This window comes from Pseudomonas weihenstephanensis (assembly GCF_001043055.1).
Lineage (GTDB): Bacteria > Pseudomonadota > Gammaproteobacteria > Pseudomonadales > Pseudomonadaceae > Aquipseudomonas > Aquipseudomonas weihenstephanensis.
The window spans coordinates 110,404-131,912 of sequence record NZ_JYLF01000005.1 but is presented as its reverse complement, the minus strand read 5'-3'; the positions used below and the strand labels follow the sequence as shown (position 1 = coordinate 131,912).

The following is a 21,509-nucleotide window of genomic DNA, read 5'->3' as shown; positions in this document are numbered from 1 at the left end:
GCCCCCACTGATGACCTGTAAAACTGGCTTGGCCGGCAACCGTCGTGATCATCGTTGACGGTTGCCGGGTTGGGCCATGTTGTCTAGTCAGTCGGGAGATTCTGCTCCAGGCCGTGGGTGTCGTTTTCGTCTTCTGAAATGGTGTACCACGTGCAATAGGTTTGCCGACTCAAATCGCCGCGTGCATTGAGGGTGTGCGTTTGACGACCCAGTGCATCGTAGAATAGTTGATCGCTGTAACCGCTCGTGCGCAGTGACTCATCTTTGATATAGCGATGCTGATCGGCGAAGTAGGGGCGATAGTTGCGAATGGCCAGACCTTTGTTGTTGTATTCGACCCTGCTACTTACCCGCCAGCGCCGCTCACTCTGCTCAAGCGTGGGTTTGCCCGCGGAGTCGACTTCAAGTGCTCCGTTGGTATCGACCTTGTACGCACTGCCACCAGGGGCTAGCTGCTTGGTTTGCAGGAGTCGGCCAAACCCATCACTACAGCTCAGGTTAATGCGTATAACGGGGGCTTCATCCTCTGTGTTGGAGGGGTATCGATCTGCTTGTAACACCACTGAGTGCACCGGCTCACGCTGAACTATTTGTAGCTGTTCATGAAATTGCTTATCGCTCGGGTTGGTCAGGTCCAGTGTCAGGGTGCGTGCACTTTCTCGAATGTATCCGTTAGGCAGCAGGTAGCCTTGATTCATCCAGAGCAGGCGTTGGGCAGATGGCGGTACATACCCCATCCAGCTAAACGGGTTGTAGAAGCTGGCGGTGGCAGCTTTCAAGAGCGCGTTTTCAGGGTTTTTGATTGCGTTGTCCGGGCTGTCGTCTTCAGGGGCACGGTAGTCTGACAAGGGCTGAAAACCTACGGGTTGACCGCGCTCCTGGCCGAAAAAGCTGGTAGCGCGTAATTGGCCAAAAGCGTCATACAGTGCTTGTTGTTGAGTGCCTTGTGGATCGGTGATGTTTACGGGCAGTAACAGTCGGTAGTCGTACTGGACTTTCGTCATACAGCCATCCGCCGTTTTGACAGTAGCGATCTGACAGTAGTAGCGATCGTGCTGGAAGTAGGTTACGCCATGGCTTTGGGTGGGACGTACACCGTATGCCCGGTAAAAACCCTGCCCGTCGTTGTAGCGGGCATAGTTTTTTCTGATAGACCAAATACGTGTTTCGGTCGTGGTTTCAGGTAAAAACAGTGACATCCGATGATAGTGTGCTTTCGTCAGAGCGCTATCCAAGTCAAAAGGTTCGGCGCCTGGCAGGTGTGGGATGTCTTCGTAGGCTTTAAGCGAATGGTCATCAAGTTCCGCCATTTCAGTGTGATCGGCCAAGGCCTGAAAACTGGCTTGCCCGGAAGGGAGCGTTTTAGAGGCCCGAACACCTCGGTAGTATTGCGTTGATAAACTGACCAATGTTCGTTGCGCTTGAGCTCCCAGAGGCGACTCAGCGTCTTCATCAATGAAGTGCTCATAACTGATTCGTTGGGGGGTCAATGCTTGGGGTGTGCTGCCTTTGGCCAGTACCAGGGCGTTGGTACGCTGCCGGTAGGGCAGGTGCAAACGCCAGCGCTGAGGATTATCGATATGAATCAGCTGGGTTCTGGTCTCTGTCAGGTAGTACGACTGTTGCGCTGAGTCATGGGTGTCTTGCCACCACTGTGCCTGGTGGGTATTGGTGAATGGAGATGCATCGAGAGAGGTTTTACGGCGTGCGTAATAGACCGTTACGCTGTGTGTTAAATCGCCATAAGCATCCCAGCGCAAATTAATCGTGTGCTGGCACGCAGGATCAGCGGCCTCACGCTCATAGCGGTAACTGATGGTCTCAAGGTTTAGGGCCAACATGGAGGCTTGACTGTTGACCTGTCTTATCAGGTAGCGCTGCTGGCTGGCTGAGTAAGGGACAGCTGTCGTGCGTGGATCTTTGGCGGCGTATACCTCTTGGCGTAAGACCAGACCAACCAGTGCAAGATTGATTTCGTGCACAAAGTCCGCGATACCAGAGCCCTTAATGAGTGTGTCGTGTGTGTGTTCACCCGACAAGCGGCTGAATGCTGTGTATCCCAGAGGATGAGCGCTTGTATCCAGGCTGAAGTAATCACTGCGCAGCATGTCCGTCGCTTTGCCGGTGTGGAACCAAGTTTTGCTCAAGAGGGGGGCAGTGTGCTGAGCCGTTGTGTTTTGAATGGCGGATACCTGCGTATCGGTATCAGTCTCCAGCAGCAAGCCGAAGCCCTGGAACTTGCGCTCGTGGCCATTGTAAAAACCTTCGCGGTACTGAAATCGCCGGGTTAAACGGTTGCCGCTTATTGCATCATGTTGTTGCTGTTGGGTCACCAGGTGCAATGGGAAGGGGACACCGCAGATTGAAGGTTTGTTTGCCTGTGAGCGTTCTTGTTTTTCGTCAAGCCACTCTTGGGCACTGCTGCGGTAAGTCAATGTGCCACTGGCGCCCATATTGTTATCGCTGGCGGTAAGTAAATAAGGTTTGCTGCTGACAAAGTCGTAACGCCAATGCGTAGGCGTTGCATGGGGGATCGACACAATCAGGCTAGAACACCCTAACCCTTGAAGGTCTGCGGTGCTGACTCGGCAACTGCTGTCATAGCGTGCGCCTTGAGGCCATGGCAGACGTGTGGGAGAGGATTCAAGCCCATTGCCGAACAGGTTCATGAAAATCAATGCGTGCTCGGGTTCAAGGTAAATTAAATCAACGGCGCCTGAGCCATCCAGATCAGCCATCACGACCCGTGAAGCATCGAACTGCGCGTAACTGAAAGGCAGTTGGGCAAAGACAAAACCCTTACCGAAACGCCCGCGGCCAAGGTTTGGCCAACACTTTAGTTCGTTGTGGCGAATACGGATCAAGTGTTGTTGCCCGCTGCCCAGAATATCGCTGAAAGCCACCAGCTCAGTGGGAGAATGACTCAGTACCGGTAACGCATCATCATCATCCAGAGGGTGAGGGACTTCACGACCAGGCGTAAACCCCTGCGCCCCTTGATTAATGTAGAGTCGAACACTGCGCGTACCTATAAGGGCAAGGTCGTGAATACCATTGCCCATCAGGTCGGCCAGTTGTCCCTGAGGGTGAAAAAACTCTACTGGAAGCGCCGCGAACGTTGCGAAATCAGACCAGCGCCTGCGCGAGTTCAAAGTGAAAAAGCCACTCATGTCGGGTTGGGCAAGTATCCAGTCCAACTGCCCATCGCCATTTAAGTCGGCTAACCGCTGGCGCAAGGATTCACGGTTATCGCTTACAGGCATTGTGGGCAGTGTTTGCAGCGGGCCGTACACCACCGCATCGGCGTGAGACCCATGAGTATCTCTGGCGGGCTCACGGTATTGCCACAGCCTGTCGTTGCCATAAAGCACACCCGGTAAGCCGTCACTGTACAAATCAACCATTTGATAGTGTTGCCCATCGCCTGGCCCTTGCAGGGCTTGAAAAGGCAGATACCGCGCCGGGTCAGCCGTTAGCCTGAACGGACTATAGGTCAGCTCCAGCGGCGGCCAGTACTTGGTAACACCAGCCGCATCGAATGCTTGGCTATGGAGTGCGCTCAGTAAGCTTGCCCCTAGTTCGCTGGTTTTGTATTCAAGGAGCATGCGCTTAACCAGCACAGGTTCAGGTCCCAGTGCTGTTTCCTGGGGGAAATAATGGAACGTGAGAATTTGTTTGCACAAGCGACGGTTTCCCAGCTCAAAGCCGTACGCGTAGTTAAAAAACGGATCGGGACGTATCTGCCACGGTTTTTGCTCGGTGTAGCCCGGTACATCGCTCAAGCTTGTTAAGCGTTCCCCGTAGTCAAACCACATTTCAAAATGCCATTGTTTGTCGGCGAGCACATCAGAAGACCACAACTGTAAGTCAGATGTAGCGTTTAGGTTGCCGTAGCAAATCCGCTTCAGATAGCGCTGGCTGCGGAAGTCATGTGGCAGCGCAGCCTCTGCGCTCGGAATCTCACGCTTATAGTCGTAGTAAATCTGTTCACCGTGCGGGGACAGACTTTCTTCAAGTAACCACTCGGCCACATGTTGTACTGCATCGGGGTTAAAGCACCGTGCCCCGCGGGTTTTGCCATACAGGTGGAGGGTTCCATCTGCACTGTGTATCAGCCAGAACCCCGCAGGGTCGGCGCTGGACGACCAGTGCTCCACGCGCGCGAAGGTTGATTCAATGCGTGGAAAATAGCGTGTAACGGTAAACGGTGTGTTCAGTTGCAGGGTATTGAATTGTGTCGTCGTGGTGGTTTTGACGGCGCCTGCCTCAGTTTTCTCAGGACTCAGCTCCGCCCCTCCGGGCCCGAGATACTTATTGTCTTCCTCGTAATTAGGTGTGCCGAGATGAGTGTTTCGCCGGATAGTGCCGGGGGATGCTGACCATCCAAGGCCAAAAGGTCCGTTACCTTGTTCGCTGCTGTAATTCAAGCTCAAGGCAGGGGTGAACCCTCTGCCTTGAGAAATGGGTAAAGGAACGCTGAATGAAGCACCACCGCTCGTTCCTACAGCCCCCCAACCTACACCGATGCTCTGGATGGCACCTCCGCCCTTGGGCAGCGACGGCATGAAAGCCTCGACGGTGGCTTGGTGTTGTGTCATACGTGCTCTCCTGCGCTTTTGGCGGTATAGCGCACATGAATAATGACGTCGTTTAGGGAATCGAGCATCGACTGCTGGGCTGCAGGGTTAGGGAACGACAAAATCCAGCGGGATACTGCTCCGGTGTACTCAAAAGGCAAATATCGATCATCACCCTCAAAGTTGAGCGTAAACAACCCGTTGTCATTGAGCCCGTTCGATAGAGCGATTTGCTCTCTGACACGCAGGTTGGGATAAGAAAAGTCAGCGTTCTGCAAGGTTTGAATCGTGCTGTAAGTTTGAGTCAGTGTGGCGCGAATATCTTCATAAGGGCTTAGCGTTGCGGGGAGCGAGACACTGATACTTTTTATTCGGCGCAGGTAATGACCCGGGTAATCGGCATCAAACATGGCCTGGGTTAGCTCAAATTCGGCGGTGCCCTTGGTTTTCAACGACGCGCTGATTTCTGACCACGATGCATTCAACGTGGAGGTGGTGTCTTGTGCCTGCAAAAGACGCAGTGACACCGTTTTTGTAATCTCCAGCGGTCGCTGATTGTGTTGAAGGTAGGCGGTGTGCATGTTGCTCAGGCTGAGTTTCAGCGTTTCACCTGCGGTTAACCCGCGGTGCTGATTATCCCAATTGGCCGTCTGAATGAATGTTCGATTCGATTCTGCCCGTTCGTACTCCCAGCATGCTTGTGCGTCAAGACACAGCGAAAGTGCCGAGTCATATGCCTGTAAATAAAAGGAAGACAGTTGGGCACTGAGCCATTGATACATTTGAGAGGTCGTGAACCGCTTATTGAGCAAGTTATAGGCGATTTTGGCCTGACTGAGTGCGGTGGAAGTTGACTGCAATTGTAATCGACTACTATTGGCCTGCTCGGCATACGCTTGAACCTGAGTCTTCACTTGCGACAGTTCAAGGCGTGACTGTTCCAGCGCCTGCTCCCACTCCTGCGCACGGCGATTAAACAGTTCATTACGGTCCAGATGATTGGCATTGGCGCGCTTTTCATTAGCCAGAAGTTGCACGCCAGCCTGAACGGCATAGAAGCCACCTTCAAGACGCCATCCACCGTTAGAGGCGCCAAAAATATTAGGCGGGATGATGGCCAGCCCTGCCGCCGCTTGCAGTCCAAAAGCCACGCTTTCTAACGAGGCGCTGGCCTGAAGCTCTTGAGTCGCCACTTGTTCCGCTGAACTGATGCGTTCTTTGAGCAGTCGCTCAAAGTGAGTAATACGTGATTCGATAATTCGCTGGCCAGCCAACAACGCTAGTTGGTTGTGTTCGTCAACGCGAATACTGTGCGCGTGTTGTTCGAGTGCATGTGAGGCAAGTTGCCACACATGCTGGTGTTGTAACTCTACTTGCGCAGCCTGCTCCTGACGCTCAATCATTGACAGCAAACTGTTGCCAAACTGTATCAGGTTGTCGACAGCGGCCAGCGCCTGTGCGTAGATCACGTGAAAACGATAATGCCCCACCTGGATAGGCTGGCGCGTACGGCTCAATGTGTTCCCCGCCATGGCACCTTGACTATAAAGAGTAAGCAGACCACGAGGTGACAGTGGCGCAGCATACAGAGGTATGTGCAAAGGCTTACCGGTTATATCCAAATGCTGGCGCAGGTTGTACAGGCGTGCGTCAATTTTTCTCCAGCGCATTAATAGGTCTTTATTAATGGGTGTACACAAGTCAGGGGTGTCCAGAGGTGCATAGTGCTGCGGTGCCTCCAGTACGCCTCGCACGAGAGGAGGCAGACCAGAATCAACCTGCAACGCCAGGCGTTCAGTCTCACGCAAGTTGCTATCAGGGCGAGTAGCCAATGTGGTTAGCGTAATAGTTGACCATGGCTCAACCTTGCTGATCTCTGGCAAGGGTCCAAGCAAGCGCTTGGCACGCACATACCAGAGTTTGGCTTCAGAAAGGCTCTCGGTAGTCATCTGTCGATAAGCAGCATCACCCCGATTGACCAAGATATCGACGTACAACAAATATAAAGCCTGTCGCAAGTAGACCGGGGCGCTCAGGGCAATTTGATTTGGGTCCAGGGGGTTGTCGAGAGCATAACTAGGTTCTGAGTATTCGGGCGTCAGTGCATTTAGACCCCAATACGCCTGGGTGTGCGGTGCGGTGGGCTGGCTACGGCTTGGGTCGAATAAGTACTTAAGCCATGACTCGGCCTCAACATAGCGTTGCTCCGTATGTAAGCGATGCGTAATGAGCCAAGGTAAATAAAGGAATAATTCCCATAAGTACTTGCCGTACGCGCCATGAAAATCGGCGGACTTATGGGGGGCTTCAGGGGTGAGTGATGGGTCAATCAGGAGGAGGTTTGATAAGGAAAATACATTCGCCATATCAACACTGGCTGCGCGCGTTAATTTACCAGCAAGGCCTGTATTGAGGCGTATCAAGGGCAGTTTATGGTTGTTTGACGGTTCAGACTTTGGAGTGGAGGTGGTGCTGAAATCCAGAAATTCTGCTGTGCCATTGTCTGTCGAGACAAGGCGGTTTATTTTAGGACCCAAAGGTATATCGCTACGGGCTCTGGTATTTAACGTGACTTCAAATGCTTTGAGTGCATACCCCAAAATGACCGAGCCGGTGTCTTCGACATTTTGTTCTCGAATCAACACGCCGTGAAATATATGTAAGTTGGTGCTGGGCGTTTGCATCAGTAGATTAGGATCAATGCTCAGTTGTGCTGTATGGGCTTGCCCTGCGTTTAAAGATGTTGATTCGCCCTTTAAATAGCGGCGCATCTCATTGGGGCTGCCGACAAGTTCGGTATTTGTAATATGCACATGCTTTGGATAAGAGCTGGATGGAATACCGGAATGAGGGATCATGATGATCTGCCTGTAGGTCCGATTTGAGCGCGTGATGCGAAGCGTATCAAAGTGGATCGGCGCATGAGTGTTGTCGGCACTGGAGGACAGGTTGGCTGAATACGTTGTTTCTTCCGTGACGAATAAATGGTTAAAAAAAATCGTCGGTATGGTCAGGTTTTCAAGGTCGTACGTTTCGAGGGAATTACCGTTATATGGAAGATTTGCAACTCTGCCTTCAATCGATGACGGTTCATTTGTTTTCGCATGCATGATGACGTCGGGGAAAGAAATTTTTGTTTTGTTACACGTGATGGAAAGATTTAAGTGCTCAGTAAGTACAGCGTCAGAACCGGTATGTTGTAAAGCTAAAGAGGACGTTTTATGTAAGGCAATACTGCTCGCGCTCCCGTCCTGCGGTACCTCGACGGCCAATGTGAGAGTGACACTTGACGCTGAGCCACGGGCGTGCAGCGTGACGGTCTTAATTGAGGGGAAGGATTTGTCCAGGCGTGAGGTAATTTCGAGAGTTGATGTGGTTTTGTTGAATGTTAGGCCGATACGCTCAGGCGTATTGTTGATGTGATCCTGTGTGTTGTCATAGTTCCATCGGGATGCTGTGGGATGGGGAGAGGTAGGGTTATGTGCTTTAAAACTAACAGTGTCACTCACCGGGGCGTGGAACTGTAAGTTGTTTTCATTATGTCTCGCAAATGTCAACAGGTAGCGATTTGCGTCAACAGCGAGATAACCTTGAAAAAATTTGACTAAACTGCTAAGCGAACCTGATGATGCGAGCTGGATAATGTTGAATTGATTATCCAATTGTGCCCCATGAGAAAAACTAAAGTTCTTAACTTTCGTGAGAGGGTTGGCGTTTAAGGGTTGGTTATCGGTATCGAAATGGCTTACCAAACCTAAAAATAAGGTGGGGGGCGTGGTTTTTAAGTTTAATGTGGCAACCGTTCTTATCGACGACATTAATTGTTGGAGCGTTAATTCATTCAGCGACCTGCTGGTGCAATTTTCATCAATGCACACTTGGGGGCAACTCCAACTGCCGTCAAATTTTTTATACATAAAGTGCAAGCGTAAGCGGGTATAGTGTCGGCCGAAACGCAATAGTTTTTCGGGATTTTGAAAGTCGGTTTCGTCTATAGGACTAGGACGTTCCAAGTGGCTAAATTGAGGCTTGGTGCATTGAGCCCAAATAACAAATAAGCGATTATTAAAACTCACAGGGCGTATACTTTGCACCGGGATGTCCTCCGATGCAGGGAGTGGAACGTCCATCCAGTCTGACCATGCAACTGGGGTTGGATAGTTTAACAATCCTTGCGTGCTTCGGTCAGTGGATTTCGAGTAGGTATGTGCACGCATGTTTAAGGATCGGTAATAAACGGTGTTAGTGCCCTTGGACTGTCCAATTAAATAATATGTGCTGTCTGCCATGCTCTCGATATTGCCATCTATATAACCATTTATGGTTTGCAGGTTAATTATTTCTTCAAGGCGTCCCAGGTAGCGTTGTACCGACGAGTCAATATGGTTTTGCTGTAGACGGGTTTGATTTATATCGTTTTCTAATTGTTGAAAGATGTCAGTTTTATTCTGGCGCAGTCCGGGGCTCAGAAAGTTAGCCGGAAAGTGGCGCAATTGCTGGCTTGCGTGCCAAACGGAATAGCTGTACAGGCTGTTATTCCATGTTGAAATCTGCTTTGGTGTCATGCCCTGAATGTCATAGCCTGGTTCAAAACCAAGGGAAATACTATTAATGTACTGCTGTAAGCTCGCTGTTGCGCAAGCCACTCGGCTGGTGGGGACGGACTGGCTAATTTGTACATCCAGTAACCAATCTGCGTACAATTCATCAGCCGTTCTTCCTGGCGTCGAGGCGTTTTCTGTTTGCTGTTTTTCACCCCTAGGATCGACTTCATGCAGATAAAAAGAAAGCTGGGCATCACGCAGTTTTTCATTCAATTGGTGTTTGAGACGATGCGACATGTTCATTGTTTAGCCACTCTAGATAATAAGAAATTAAACAGCCGTTGCCATCACAGCTTCACCGACGCGAACCCATTCATCTCCAGGGCTGTCAACGTTCAAGTGTGTGGCTGTTAGTAATACTTGGGCCGATAATCCTGTGGCGCGGGATGTTTGGTGACACCGGACGATCCAATCAAGTTGTGCGACAGACTGAACGTGTGTCCAGTTAACTTCCTGCAGGAGTGATTGGATCTCACTGACCGCCCAGCCCAGTAATCGACTTAACCAGGCACTCGCATCTGATTCGGCTGAGCCGTCCTGCACGTTGGCGAGGTGTAAGTAATTTAATAGATCACTCTCTGTGATGGGGTAGCTCTGAGTGATCTGTTTAAGTTGTTGAAAGAGATACAACGTCGCAAATGTCAGTTTTAATTGCGCCTCTTTATTATTTGCTTTATCCAACCAGTGCGGATTGAGTAAAAAAACGTGCAGTGCAGGAGCGCTGAGCGGCAACGCCAAGGCCGTGACGGCGCCGGGCATCGCTAGCAAACTGTGCTTTAACTGCTTTCGCGTGTCAGAGTTACCCAGTGCATTTGCCATGTTGTACGTAGCGTGTTTGCACACGGTACCGAACAATTCACTTGTGTCGGGCATGGCAGTGTCTTTGAATATCTTCGAGAGGTGGGCTTTCCAGGGCAATAGACGCTGATAGGCTTCTGATAGAAAAGGTTTAAGCGCACTCACAATGGCAGCTATTAATGATTCTTTGGCGTGAGGCTCTTTAATCCCTTCGGCAAGTTTCTCTGCTGCCGACTCTAGCCCTTGGAGTGATTTGTCTGGGTCAGGGTGATCGGGTAAAGAGGGGAAGTTTTTAAGAAGCGTTTTTGCAAGTATTTGGCCCTGGGAAAACTTGATATTGGCTGACGCGAGCATTGATTTTAAATCGCTTCCATGTATTTCCTCGTCGTTAAATAAGCAGCGTTCTAACTCAATCAATACGGCGTGGAGCTGATTGGCATATTCATTTATGGCGGGCGGTGACTGTGACGTTTCAAGCCTCAGTTGATGCCGAAGTTGTTGAGTATGGATACCGACCTCTTTAAACCACTGAGTCGCCCAGTCCATTTGCATGAGCACGTCTAGCACGTCGGGAGCGCCAGGCTTCATAGCACTTCGCAGGGTTGGCAGTGCCAGTTGTTTGCTGTAGCTGACACCACCCAATAACTCAGCCAGTTGCAAGCTTTCTTTGACCGATAAATTAAAGAGCGTGGCTATACGTGCCTGTCGATAAAAGCTTGACAGGGTATGTAAGTTTTTTTTTGGGGAGGGTATATTTTTTTGAACGTGAGTAGATAACACGCCTAACGCATCGGGCGTGTCGTTGAGTGTAAGGCCCGCTCCGATTTTAGTTAAGAAGCTCACTGACTCAGGGTCTGAATTGGTAAGGTTTAAAGGGCTACCGTCCAGCTGGAGTGAGCCGTTGAACAATTGCTCGTTATTGAACACACGGTCATACAACGATACCGATTGTGCAGAAGCATGAATAGGCAAGCGGTACAGGATGGCGCAAAACTCATCAGCGTTCAGTGTGTAGCGTTGACTTAAATAACGGTAAACACCTAAAGCCCGCACGCTGTTTTCATTGATGGTGAAACTCCCTGTAAGGGACTGGGCCCGCACCGTGCTGTGCAGCAATAACTTTAAATCAGTGATGGAAATGTTCGTCCAGCGGTGCAGTCGAATGACACGCTGCAAACGGTCAAGTTGTACGACGCTCAGTCCAGTTAAGTGTTGGGTGTTGTGTGTTTTGTCAAGGCTAATGCCCATGTCTAAGTAGTGGCTGAAATGCTCAGATTCGTGGGGGTGTGTTGTCGTTAGATTAACTGACTTGACGGGAGTAAATTTTTCGATGGAGAGTACTTCGTAAAGTGCCTCCGTGGTGAGTTCAGTTCTTTCCATTAAGTGTGAAAGCGTGCTTAGGTGCTCAAGTGTTGAGTTGAAGTGTTGCTGGGTGAAGGCGTCTTTTATACTGTCCTGCGCTTCGATTTCTGTGATTATCCTGTATTGCTGTGGGCTGAGCGCAGACAGCATTTTTTGTGCTTCTAGGCTGTTTTTTTGTACTCTTTCATAGGCCGCGCTGGGCTGCTGACTTATGGGTAACGCGGTGCTGATTTTGTAATTTATTTCACCTAATACTGGCCTGTTTCCTGTTAGGCCCAATACACATTGCTCATGAGGAAGATAAAAGGGAAGTGTGAAAGGAAAACGCCTTTCTGCCAGAATATCTTCAACACTTTTCTCTCCGTATTTACTGCTGTGTTGCTTCAGGTGCAACTGGATGTGCGTGTGTAAAGTCTCGTTCACAATCGTGAGCATTGGGAGTTGATGGTTCACCGCGTGCAAGTCGATGGTCATGTCTTTCAAGGTCGGGCGTCGTTTGTCGAGGGTGTTTTTTATGGCGCTCCCTTTACCTGTCTTCTCGACGTCAAGTGCAAATAAATATAAAGCTCGTAGGTACGCAACCGGAGAGTCAAGTGCTGCAATCGAATCGTTGGAGCAGACGTTTCTTCCACTGGCTTCGAAAAGGCTGGTGTAAGAGGCGCCGTATTGTTCTGGGGTAGAAGCCATGCGCTTGCTGCGATCTTGATTCGTCGGTAAATATTGTTGTTCGCGATGATGGAACTCAATTTGCGCAGCATAACTGACAGCGTGCTCGTATGCTTGATCGGCATCTTCATCACAGTATCGAGAGAGGCCTTCGATGAATTCGGATTTAGACAGTCGGGCGATATCGAATACTGAATAAAGGTGCATCTGCAGCATGGCCGCTTCAAAGCTGATTCTGCCAGGTGCGGGAGGACCTGCATCAGTTGCCAGTGACAGCAGTAATGCGGAGGGACTTTGCATATTCATGAACTCCAGTAAGACAAGTGAGCATCTAGGACGGCACTTGAAACTAACACTGGATTACTGGGGATATGGGTCGGATCGCGCTGTAAAATTTTTGGGAAATATCTTTTATAATTTGAGGTTTTTTTTGGGGGGCTTGCTGTTCTGTCAGTGCAAGGTGAAGGACAGGCTGCAATAAAGTAAGGGCATGATGTAACAAATTTCCGTTATTTTGTAGTCAAGTATGCCCCTATAAGTCAGTGTCTTTTCTGCGTCGTAATGCAGCCTATGGCCTGCCATTGTGTGACGGCATCGTTGATGTCGTTGGAAACGAAGGAAGAGGGCATTACGACAGACCCGATTTCGTTGCCTGACGGCTCAGTTAAAGATTCGTTGGCGGGAGCAGGGGTGGCGTCGTAAGGTAGAGGCTAAATTCAGCAGAATGTAAACCATGAATCGTCCGCTATTTGTTTCTCTGGATGGACCCAAAGGCACTGGTAAAACCACACTGTTGGAAGCTGTTACGAAAGTAATGAGGGCAGACAACAAAAAAGTCATCCGGCTGAGCGAGCAAAAAAGCGATCCCTACAGGGCAGAAACAATGAGCCTGGTTAATGCGCTCGCCAGAAGTCCCTCCAGGGCTTTGGAGTTGCGGGTGTGTGAGCTTTTTGCGGACAGTCGCAGGTGGATTTCCGAGCACGTGCTGCCTAAACAGCCACCTGACAGCATTATTTTGATCGATCGCTGGTATCCGTCAGAAGCCGCATTTCGCCGGATATTACCGTTTGCAGAAATCCTACAGTTGAACAAGGATTGCAATGTTCGCGTGCCAGATCTGCATGTCGGAGTTGTGACCAGTCCGCAAATTTCCTGGGCAAGAGCCGCAGCACGCCGGCGTGGGCTGAGGAGTACTGTGATCCACACATTTGCGGAGCATGCCGTGTGCACCAGAGCATTCGAGCGAGCCTGTACGGATAATGATTGGATGTTATGCCGCAATGAGGGCGCGATCGAAGACGCCACGATGCAGGTGATTACTGAGATCTACAGAGTCCTGGAGTGCGAGAGTACTCGGGATTAAAGGACAGGTGGGATTATGGGCTTATGAGTACTTAAGAGAGATACATGATTTAACATAATATACATTATGCGAATCTACGTATTGGTGCGTCAGGGTCAGTGGAAAAGATTTCAAAGGTGTTTGTAGGCCCTGGGTTTGGTCCGGCACATTCATGCTGCAAACCTGACGCTTTGAGCTTGCCGTTGGCTTGCTGCATGATTGCAGGCTTTCACTGTGCGGGATCCGGGATGATAAGAAAACTTGAGCCACGCGATATGAAGCGCGTTCTGGAGATCTGGCTAGACGCGTCGGTCAAAGCCCATGACTTTATCGACAAGACTTATTGGCAATCTCAGATAGAAAACATGCGTGACATTTATATCCCTGCGTCAGAGACATTTGTCATCGAGGACTCATCCCGGGTGCTGGGGTTTTACTCTGTGATCAACCATCAACTGGCTGCGCTGTTTGTAGACCCCGATTATCAAGGCAAAGGTTTGGGCAAGCAGTTTCTGAGCCATGTGAAAGCGCTGCACGATCAGCTGACATTGGCTGTTTACAAGGAGAACGCCTCCAGTATCGCTTTTTATCAGTCCCAGGGATTTAAGCTGGGCCAAGAGTCGATTGATGAACATACGGGCCAGCGCGAGTACGTGATGACCTACGAGTAATGACTCGTTCCTGTCAAAATAAGGCCGCACTGATACGCCCGGATGTATGCCATCGATAACCCGAGGCTACCGGGCCACCGCGTGCAGGGGTTGAGACGCAGATAAACTGCAGCCGCACTGCTCTATTGTGAAAAGGCTGTGGTTAAAGTCTTGAAAATCAAAAATTGTAACCGTGTTGACTAGGGTTTTTTATCATCCCTATATTCCCAAAAAATATAACTCCACTAAATGTCTGTTTAGTTGAGTTATATATAGACCGCAGTAATTGGCCTGCCACTCTGCCCTGCTTCGCGCGGTACGGCACGCCGGATAAAGCCGTTAAAGAATGAAACGGTCGGTGGCGTTGCGGCGTTCGTTGTCATCGCGCATGTCATAACTCACGGTCGTGGCAATGTTGGCGTGGTGCGCCAGTTTTTGTGCAATTGAGACGTCGTACTCTTCGATCACGCGGGTAATGAATGAGCGACGAAAGTCGTGGGGCATGATGTTGACGCCCACCTGCTTGCCGCGCTGTTTGGCGATGTAGTAAATCGCGTGTTTGGTAATGCGCTCGCGGGTGATGTGGTTGCCTCGACGAATGCGATTGAACAAAAACTCATCGTCACTGACCCCCTCGGGTAAGTTCGCCCGACGAAATTGCAGCCAGGCGTCGAGTTTTTCAAAGGCCCAGGCCGGGGCGAATTTGATCAGTTCCTTGTTGCCCTTGCCCAGTACCTGCAAGCTGCGCTCTGTCACGTTGACCTGGCTAAGTTCTATGTTCACCGACTCAGACTTGCGCATCCCCGAGCCGTACAGAATCGCGATGATCGCGGCATCACGTAACCCTTGCGGGCGCGGGTCGGCTGCGCACACCTCCATCAACTCACGAATCAAACTGCGCCGCAGGTTGCGGCCTTTACTTAGCCGTGTGCCGCCGCCTGCTTTTACGGCACGGATTTTCAGTAAATGATCCTGGGTGATCAGGCTTTGCTGCCAGGCTTGATTCATCACGCCGCGAATGGCGTTTACGTACAACGATGACGTATTGGGTGCATAGCCGTCGGTACGCAATGTCGCCACCAGAGCCGTGATATGCCCCGGCTGCAAGTGATGCCACGGGAATTCTTCGATGGTGACGTCTTCAACGCCCAGTCGATCGGCCGCGTCTTGCAACACATAGCGCATGGTTTGCTTGCTCGATGGCGCCAGCCGCTCTAGATAAAGCATCACAGGCGCCTGCACGGCATTTAAAGGGCTGATGGCGGCCAGCGGTGTTGCGGGGTCAGAAGTCGACAAAACCAATCTCGATACGGCTCAAAACAGGCCTGCAATATACCGCATCAATCTGATTTGTTTACCGCGGTGTTGAGTCGCCAGCGTCGTCTTTCAAAAACCGCGCGCCAGTAACGCAGCCACGCACAGCAGCATGACGGCAGTGGCCCTTTGCAGCAGTCTCTGGCGTTTGGGGCTTTGCAGCACATGGCGAATGTGTTGGCCGAAATAGCAATACAAGCAGCCACTGGCAAATTGCAGCAGCAAGAAGGCCAGCCCCAACGCTGCCAAATCCAGCATTCGGGTGTCGCCGCCCTGCCCTGCAAACTGCGGGAACACGGCGCTGAACATGACAATCGTTTTGGGGTTTGAGAATCCGGCCAACAGACCTTTACCGAAGCGTCCTTTAAAGCCGCTGGCCATTGGCGTGTCAGGGGTTTGCAAGCAAAGCCCCTGACGGGTCCATTGCTGGTAAGCCAGGTACAGCAAATAGGCGACGCCAATGTATTGAATCCCACGGCTGATCAATACATTGCCTTTCACCAGTTCGGCAAAACCGACAGCAAAAATCAGAATCGACACCAGATACGCCGCACTCGCGCCCAACTGCACCGGCATGGAGCGTTTCAAGCCTTCCTGCATGCCAAATCCCATTAACAGCAAGGTCATGGGGCCAGGGCTGAAAGTCATCGTGGCGCAGAACATCAAAAAGTAAGCAAAGGACGCATAAGTCAATTGAGTAGCCATAAAGCGCATTACATCCCTGATCTCATCACTCGAACGGGTACGAGCGGTGGGCCATGTTAGACAAAGTGCGCTCCATGCAGCAGATAAAGCCCGACCTAACTTTACCGATCTTTACTGGTAGGATGACCGGCAAAGTACGAGGCCGTCATGCACATTCCAACCCTTGAATTTCAGCCCGGAACGCCCAAGGTTCAGCAAATCGTTGATGCGCTGAGCGCAGCTATTGATCAGGGATTACTCAGCCCCGGCAGTAAATTGCCCTCCGCACGGCAAATGACCGAAGCATTTGGGGTCAGCAAATTCACTCTTATCGAGGCACTCGATCGCCTGCGCGGGCAAAACCGTATTACCTCCAGTCAGGGCCTTGGCTATTTTGTGGCCTTGGCGCCGACACAGTCGCGCGCCGCTGGCGTCGACCTGCTGCCACAGGATTTGACCAGCGTACTGCGTCGCTCCTTGATCGGTGCCAGCCTTGCCATGCGCCCCGGCGCGGGTCACTTGCCCGAACACTGGCTGCAACCCAGCACCCTACGCGCCAGCCTGCGGCAAATCAGTCGTTCAGCCCAGTTGCGGTTGACCGGTTATGGCGACCCGGCAGGTTATCTGCCGCTGCGCCAGGCATTACAGCAAAAGCTGGCGAGCCAGGGCCTCGATGTGCCTGTTGAACAGATCATCACCAGCAGCAACACGATCCAGGCTTTGGACATGCTGCTGCGTCTACGCCTTCGGCCGGGAGACACCGTGCTGCTGGATGCGCCCTGCTATTTCAATTTTCACGCCAACCTGGCGTTGCACGGTGCGCAGGTTGTAACGCTTGAACGCACGGCTCAAGGTCTGGATTTGCAAGCGTTGGAAACACTGTTGATTGAACAACGCCCCAGCGTTTACTTGACCACCAGCGTGCTGCATAACCCCACCGGGCATTCCTTTTCGCCCAGTCAAGCCTATGGAATTTTAGAGCTGGCCAAGCGCTACGGTTGCCACATCATCGAAGACGATTTATATGGTGACCTGCACCCTGACCCGCCGCTGCGACTGTCCACCTTGGCGGGGCCTGAGCACGTCACCTACCTGAGCGGCTTTTCCAAAACCCTCAGCGCCAATTTTCGGGTCAGCTATGTGGTGACGACCGCGCAGCAAGCAGCCCGCCTGACGCACATGAAACTGATGTGCGGCGGTATTACCTGCGAGATGCTTGAGCAACTGGTGTGCTCAACCCTCAACGACGGCAGTTATCACAAACACCGTAAGCGTGTGCTGCGCGACCTATTGAGCAGCGGTGCGCGGGTGGCGGCCTGGTTGCACGGGCTAGGCATGACCTTGAGCCAGCCCTACGAGGGTGGGCTGTTTATCTGGGCCACATTGCCAGCCGGTCTGGATGCTGACGCCTTGGCCCACACGGCATTGCAACAGGGCATGGTGCTCGCGCCGGGGACGTTGTTCGGTTATGCCCCGTCACGCCAGCGACAGCTTAGGTTCAATGTCGCCCACACCGATGATCCTCAGGTGATGGCGGCCGTTGAGGCGCTGTTGATTAGCGCAGGTTGAGCGGGTCTACCAGCCCGGCAGCGATGGCCATGCCCACCAGATCAGGCAAATGCTGCGCTTGCATGCGCTTCATGACCCGGGAGCGGTACAGATCAATGGTCTTGACGCTAACGGCCAGTCGCTCGGCTATCTCGCGGGTGGTGCAGCCCTTGACCAGTGGCAGCAACACATCGCGCTCGCGAGGCGTCAGGCTATCGAGGCGTTCTTGCACATCGCGCAGTGCCTGACTCGTCACGCGCTGCGCCATGCTGGCACTCAATGCCTGCTGCACACTGTCGAGCAACAACTGCTGGTTATAGGGCTTCTCGATAAAGTCATGGGCGCCGGCCTTGAACGCGCGCACCACGATGGGCACATCGGCATGCCCGCTGACAAAAATCACCGGCAAGTTAATACCGCGCTCTATCAGTGCCTGCTGCACATGCAGGCCGCCCATTGATGGCATGCGCACGTCGAGGATCACGCAGGCGTTTAGCCTGGCGTCACAGGCCTGCAAAAAAGCCTGCCCGCTGGTAAACGCCAGCGCGCTCAGCCCCACGGACTCCAGCAGCCACACCGTTGAGTCGAGCATGCCCTGGTCGTCATCGACCACATACACCTTGGGTTGAACTGCAATCGTCATGCTTTAAATACTCTCTTGTTTTTGTTGGGTGATTGACCCGGTCAACGGCAGGATGCAACACACCAATAAGCCTTCAGGTTGCGGTTGCGCATACAATTCGCCGCCAAAACCTTCAATGATGCTGCGGCTCATCGACAAGCCCAGCCCGAGACCGTCGGCCTTGCTGGTGTAAAACGGCGTAAACAGCTGCTCCAGTTGCTCATCACTCACCCCCGGTCCTTGATCGTGCACGCTGATGTGCAGGCGCCCGTCGCTCAAGGTATGTGCGCGCAACAGCAGGCGCGAAGGGCAGCCGGGATGTTGCTCGTGGTTGGCGTCAATGGCATTGCGCAACAGGTTAAGCAGTACCTGTTCCAACAGAACCCGGTCGGCATACACCCGCGGCAATGTGGCCGCCAGTTGCTGGTCGATACTGATCTGGCGCGCGCTAGCCTCCCAGGCACACAAACTCACGGCTTGGCGTATCACCTCCCCCACGTCCAGCGCTTGCACATTGCGCCGGCCCTTACGCAAAAAACTGCGCAAGCGTTTGATCACCTCAGCAGCATGGTTGGCATGCAGGGTGATGCGTTCCAGACCTTCGGCAACCCGCTCGACCGCTTGCGGGTTGTTGGCCAGGTTTTGCAGGTAGCGTTGGCTGGCGTGGGCGTAATTGACCACGGCGGCCAGCGGCTGATTGATCTCGTGGGCAATCCCCGAGGCCAGCTCCCCCAAGGTGACCAGTCGCGCCGTGTGTGCCATTTCATCTTGATGCTGACGCTTTTGGGCCTCAACCACGTCTGCCAATCGGCGCCTGTTCTCCTCGGCCTGAACGCGCGGCGTGATGTCCCGTGACACGCTGACCACCTCCACCACGTCCCCGGTATAGGTTTCACGAATGGCACGGCTGGCGGTTTCAAACCACAGGTAATGCCCAGCCTCATGGCGAATGCGGTAGGTCATGGTGTGATAGCCCTCCACGTACAGCGCATCACGCGCTTCAAGCATCACCCCGGCCAGGTCCTGAGGATGGAACAGGCGCTGCGCTAGCGTGCCGCGCAGGGCTTCGGGCCAATAACCGAGCAAGGTCCAGGAAGCGGGCGAGGCATCCAGAAAACGCCCGTCCGGGGTGTGCCGTGAAATCAGGTCGGTGGTGTTTTCGGTAATCAGACGGTACAGGCGCCTGGCTTTCGCGGCTTCGCGCCCTGCCACTCGCTCCTCGCTGGCTTCCCGGCCACGGGCCACCACGCATTGGCTGGCGACATCAGGGATCAGTGTCCAGAGCCACAGTTGTGCCGTGCACTGGGCCTCTACCTGTTCAATCGCGCGAGCCTGTTGCAGGCATGAACGCACCAGTTCAGGCGTGTTATGCGGCAGCCATGCGCGTGCTTGATCCAGCGGCGCACCGGCCAGCAACGTGGTCATCGCGCGATTGGCCGTGACCGGCAAGCCCTCTGCATCGAGCACTACAGTGGGTTGCGGGTCATGCAGCAAGAGAGAAGCAGGCATTTGAGGTCCTGAGGTTAGAGGCTATAGAACAACTACTATATTGCTTAGGTATTACTTCCATATCAAATGCAGAGTGGGATATAACTCGGGCCGGACATCAAACTGACCCGCGCGCCACTGGCAGAACGGGCAGCCATAGAGCTAACAATCAGCCACCGGAATGACCACTATGTCGATTTTTGAGCAAGGCCTCGGGTCTGCTGCTGTCAATCACACCGCCCTCTCCCCGCTGGGCTTCATCGAACGCACCGCCAGCGTCTACCCTCACTACCCCGCCGTCATTCATGGCTCGATTCGTCGAACCTGGGCCCAAACCTACAGCCGTTGCAGACGGCTGGCCTGCGCGCTGGCCGGGCGCGGCATCGGCAAAAACGATACTGTGGCGGTCATGCTGCCCAACATTCCGGCGATGCTGGAAGCGCATTTTGCCGTGCCGATGATCGGCGCCGTGCTCAATGCCCTCAATGTCCGCCTCGATGCGCAAGCGATTGCCTTCATGCTGGCCCACGGCGAAGCCAAAGTGCTGATCGCAGACCGCGAGTTCCATGACGTGGTGCACGCGGCCGTCGCCATGCTCGATCACCCGCCACTGATTATCGACGTCGATGACCCGGAGTACGGCGAAGGCCAGCCGCTCAGTGCGCTGGATTACGAAGCCCTGCTGGCCGAGGGTGATCCGGATTACCAATGGCAATGGCCCGCCAATGAGTGGGACGCCATCGCGCTTAACTACACATCCGGCACCACCGGCAACCCTAAAGGCGTGGTGTATCACCATCGTGGCGCGTATTTGAGTTCGTTGGGCAATCAGATGGTCTGGGCTATGGGTAACCACCCGGTGTACCTGTGGACCTTGCCGATGTTTCATTGCAATGGCTGGTGTTACCCGTGGGTCATTACCGCGCTGGCGGGCGTGCATGTGTTTTTGCGCCGAGTCGACCCGCAAAAAATCCTCACACTGATTCGCGAGCATCAGGTCACCCACCTCAGCGGCGCGCCCATCGTGCTCAACGCGCTGGTCAACATGCCAGCCTCTGCCAAGGCCGCCATCGACCACCCGGTGCATGCGCTGGTGGCCGGTGCGGCACCTCCGGCCAAAGTGATTGGCGCCGTGGAGGAAATGGGCATCAAGGTCACCCATGTCTATGGTTTGACCGAGGTCTATGGCCCGGTGACGATTTGCGCCTGGCACGATGCGTGGGATGAGCAGCCGTTGACAGAGCGCGCTCAAATCAAATCCCGTCAGGGCGTACGCTACCCCACGCTGGAAGGGTTGATGGTCGCCGATCCCAAAACCCTGCAACCTACGCCCAGAGATGGCGAAACCATGGGTGAGATATTCATGCGCGGTAACACGGTGATGAAGGGTTACCTGAAGAACCCCAGCGCCACGGCAGAAGCCTTCGAGGGCGGCTGGTTTCATACTGGCGACCTGGCGGTATGCCATCCTGATGGCTATGTTGAAATTCGGGACCGTCTCAAAGACATCATCATTTCCGGTGGTGAGAACATATCTACCATCGAAGTGGAAGGCGTGTTGTACCGCCATCCCGGTGTCATGGAGGCCGCTGTTGTCGCGCGCCCGGACGAAAAATGGGGTGAAACCCCTTGCGCCTTTGTCACCCTCAAAGCAGACCATGGGCATGTGCGTGAGGCTGAAATCATCAGCTTTTGCCGCGAATACCTGGCCGGGTTCAAAGTGCCGCGCACCGTGGTGTTTACCCTGTTACCCAAAACGTCTACGGGCAAAGTTCAGAAATACGTATTGCGCGACATGGCCAAAGCCCTTTGAGCAGGTACGCGCCCCCTATTCGCTGTGCCACCACGAGGTTT

11 protein-coding genes are annotated in these 21,509 nt (G+C 53.0%); 4 read left to right on the top strand and 7 right to left on the bottom strand.

Annotated features, from left to right (window positions below; all coding sequences use genetic code 11):
- Positions 1-83: 83 nt before the first annotated feature.
- From TU86_RS13685 to TU86_RS22165, 3 genes are read right to left on the bottom strand one after another with little or no spacing between them, the layout of a single operon-like run.
- Entirely contained in the window at positions 84-4,598 is a 4,515-nt protein-coding gene (locus TU86_RS13685) for a SpvB/TcaC N-terminal domain-containing protein (RefSeq protein ID WP_048364859.1), read from the bottom strand.
- The gene (locus tag TU86_RS22910) at positions 4,595-9,418 is read right to left on the bottom strand and encodes a Tc toxin subunit A-related protein (RefSeq protein ID WP_048365098.1); all 4,824 of its coding nucleotides are present in this window, start codon (positions 9,416-9,418) and stop codon (positions 4,595-4,597) included. The genes TU86_RS13685 and TU86_RS22910 overlap by 4 nt, the downstream gene beginning before the upstream one ends.
- Before the next feature lie 33 nt (positions 9,419-9,451).
- A complete protein-coding gene (locus TU86_RS22165) occupies positions 9,452-12,313 on the bottom strand; it encodes a Tc toxin subunit A (RefSeq protein WP_082152887.1) in 2,862 nt (953 codons plus the stop codon).
- A 427-nt stretch (positions 12,314-12,740) separates the two neighbouring features.
- On the opposite strand from TU86_RS22165, the gene TU86_RS13670 reads away from it, so the two are divergent.
- Positions 12,741-13,370: a dTMP kinase gene (locus tag TU86_RS13670; protein WP_048364858.1), complete on the top strand. Its 630-nt coding sequence runs from the start codon at positions 12,741-12,743 to the stop codon at positions 13,368-13,370.
- 194 nt (positions 13,371-13,564) lie between these two features.
- Complete coding sequence (locus TU86_RS13665; protein WP_478003120.1) at positions 13,565-14,020, top strand: N-acetyltransferase; 456 nt, start codon at positions 13,565-13,567, stop codon at positions 14,018-14,020.
- 318 nt (positions 14,021-14,338) lie between these two features.
- Here TU86_RS13665 and TU86_RS13660 read toward each other — a convergent pair whose 3' ends face one another.
- Complete coding sequence (locus TU86_RS13660; RefSeq protein WP_048364856.1) at positions 14,339-15,226, bottom strand: site-specific integrase; 888 nt, start codon at positions 15,224-15,226, stop codon at positions 14,339-14,341.
- Positions 15,227-15,385: 159 nt separating this feature from the next.
- On the bottom strand, positions 15,386-16,018 hold the full coding sequence (locus TU86_RS13655; RefSeq protein ID WP_048365096.1) for a LysE family translocator: 633 nt from the start codon (positions 16,016-16,018) through the stop codon (positions 15,386-15,388).
- Positions 16,019-16,165: 147 nt separating this feature from the next.
- Here TU86_RS13655 and TU86_RS13650 point away from each other — a divergent pair, with 147 nt between their 5' ends.
- A complete protein-coding gene (locus TU86_RS13650; RefSeq protein WP_048364855.1) occupies positions 16,166-17,566 on the top strand; it encodes an aminotransferase-like domain-containing protein in 1,401 nt (466 codons plus the stop codon).
- Here TU86_RS13650 and TU86_RS13645 read toward each other — a convergent pair.
- On the bottom strand, positions 17,553-18,188 hold the full coding sequence (locus TU86_RS13645) for a response regulator transcription factor (RefSeq protein ID WP_048364854.1): 636 nt from the start codon (positions 18,186-18,188) through the stop codon (positions 17,553-17,555). The genes TU86_RS13650 and TU86_RS13645 overlap by 14 nt on opposite strands.
- 3 nt (positions 18,189-18,191) lie before the next feature.
- Positions 18,192-19,676 (bottom strand): PAS domain-containing sensor histidine kinase, encoded by a 1,485-nt coding sequence (locus TU86_RS13640; RefSeq protein ID WP_048364853.1) that lies wholly within the window; start codon positions 19,674-19,676, stop codon positions 18,192-18,194.
- Between the two features lie 169 nt (positions 19,677-19,845).
- Between TU86_RS13640 and TU86_RS13635 the strand changes: the two genes are divergently transcribed.
- Entirely contained in the window at positions 19,846-21,468 is a 1,623-nt protein-coding gene (locus tag TU86_RS13635; protein WP_048364852.1) for an acyl-CoA synthetase, read from the top strand.
- The last annotated feature ends 41 nt before the right edge of the window (positions 21,469-21,509 follow it).

Excerpts from the sequence above, each read along its gene's own strand:
- TU86_RS13685 (WP_048364859.1), bottom strand. The coding sequence starts at position 4,598 with ATGACACAACACCAAGCCACCGTCGAGGCTTTCATGCCGTCGCTGCCC.
- TU86_RS22910 (WP_048365098.1), bottom strand. The coding sequence starts at position 9,418 with ATGTCGCATCGTCTCAAACACCAATTGAATGAAAAACTGCGTGATGCC.
- TU86_RS22165 (WP_082152887.1), bottom strand. The coding sequence starts at position 12,313 with ATGAATATGCAAAGTCCCTCCGCATTACTGCTGTCACTGGCAACTGAT.
- TU86_RS13670 (WP_048364858.1), top strand. The coding sequence starts at position 12,741 with ATGAATCGTCCGCTATTTGTTTCTCTGGATGGACCCAAAGGCACTGGT.
- TU86_RS13665 (WP_478003120.1), top strand. The coding sequence starts at position 13,565 with ATGATTGCAGGCTTTCACTGTGCGGGATCCGGGATGATAAGAAAACTT.
- TU86_RS13660 (WP_048364856.1), bottom strand. The coding sequence starts at position 15,226 with ATGCTTTATCTAGAGCGGCTGGCGCCATCGAGCAAGCAAACCATGCGC.
- TU86_RS13655 (WP_048365096.1), bottom strand. The coding sequence starts at position 16,018 with ATGGCTACTCAATTGACTTATGCGTCCTTTGCTTACTTTTTGATGTTC.
- TU86_RS13650 (WP_048364855.1), top strand. The coding sequence starts at position 16,166 with ATGCACATTCCAACCCTTGAATTTCAGCCCGGAACGCCCAAGGTTCAG.
- TU86_RS13645 (WP_048364854.1), bottom strand. The coding sequence starts at position 18,188 with ATGACGATTGCAGTTCAACCCAAGGTGTATGTGGTCGATGACGACCAG.
- TU86_RS13640 (WP_048364853.1), bottom strand. The coding sequence starts at position 19,676 with ATGCCTGCTTCTCTCTTGCTGCATGACCCGCAACCCACTGTAGTGCTC.
- TU86_RS13635 (WP_048364852.1), top strand. The coding sequence starts at position 19,846 with ATGTCGATTTTTGAGCAAGGCCTCGGGTCTGCTGCTGTCAATCACACC.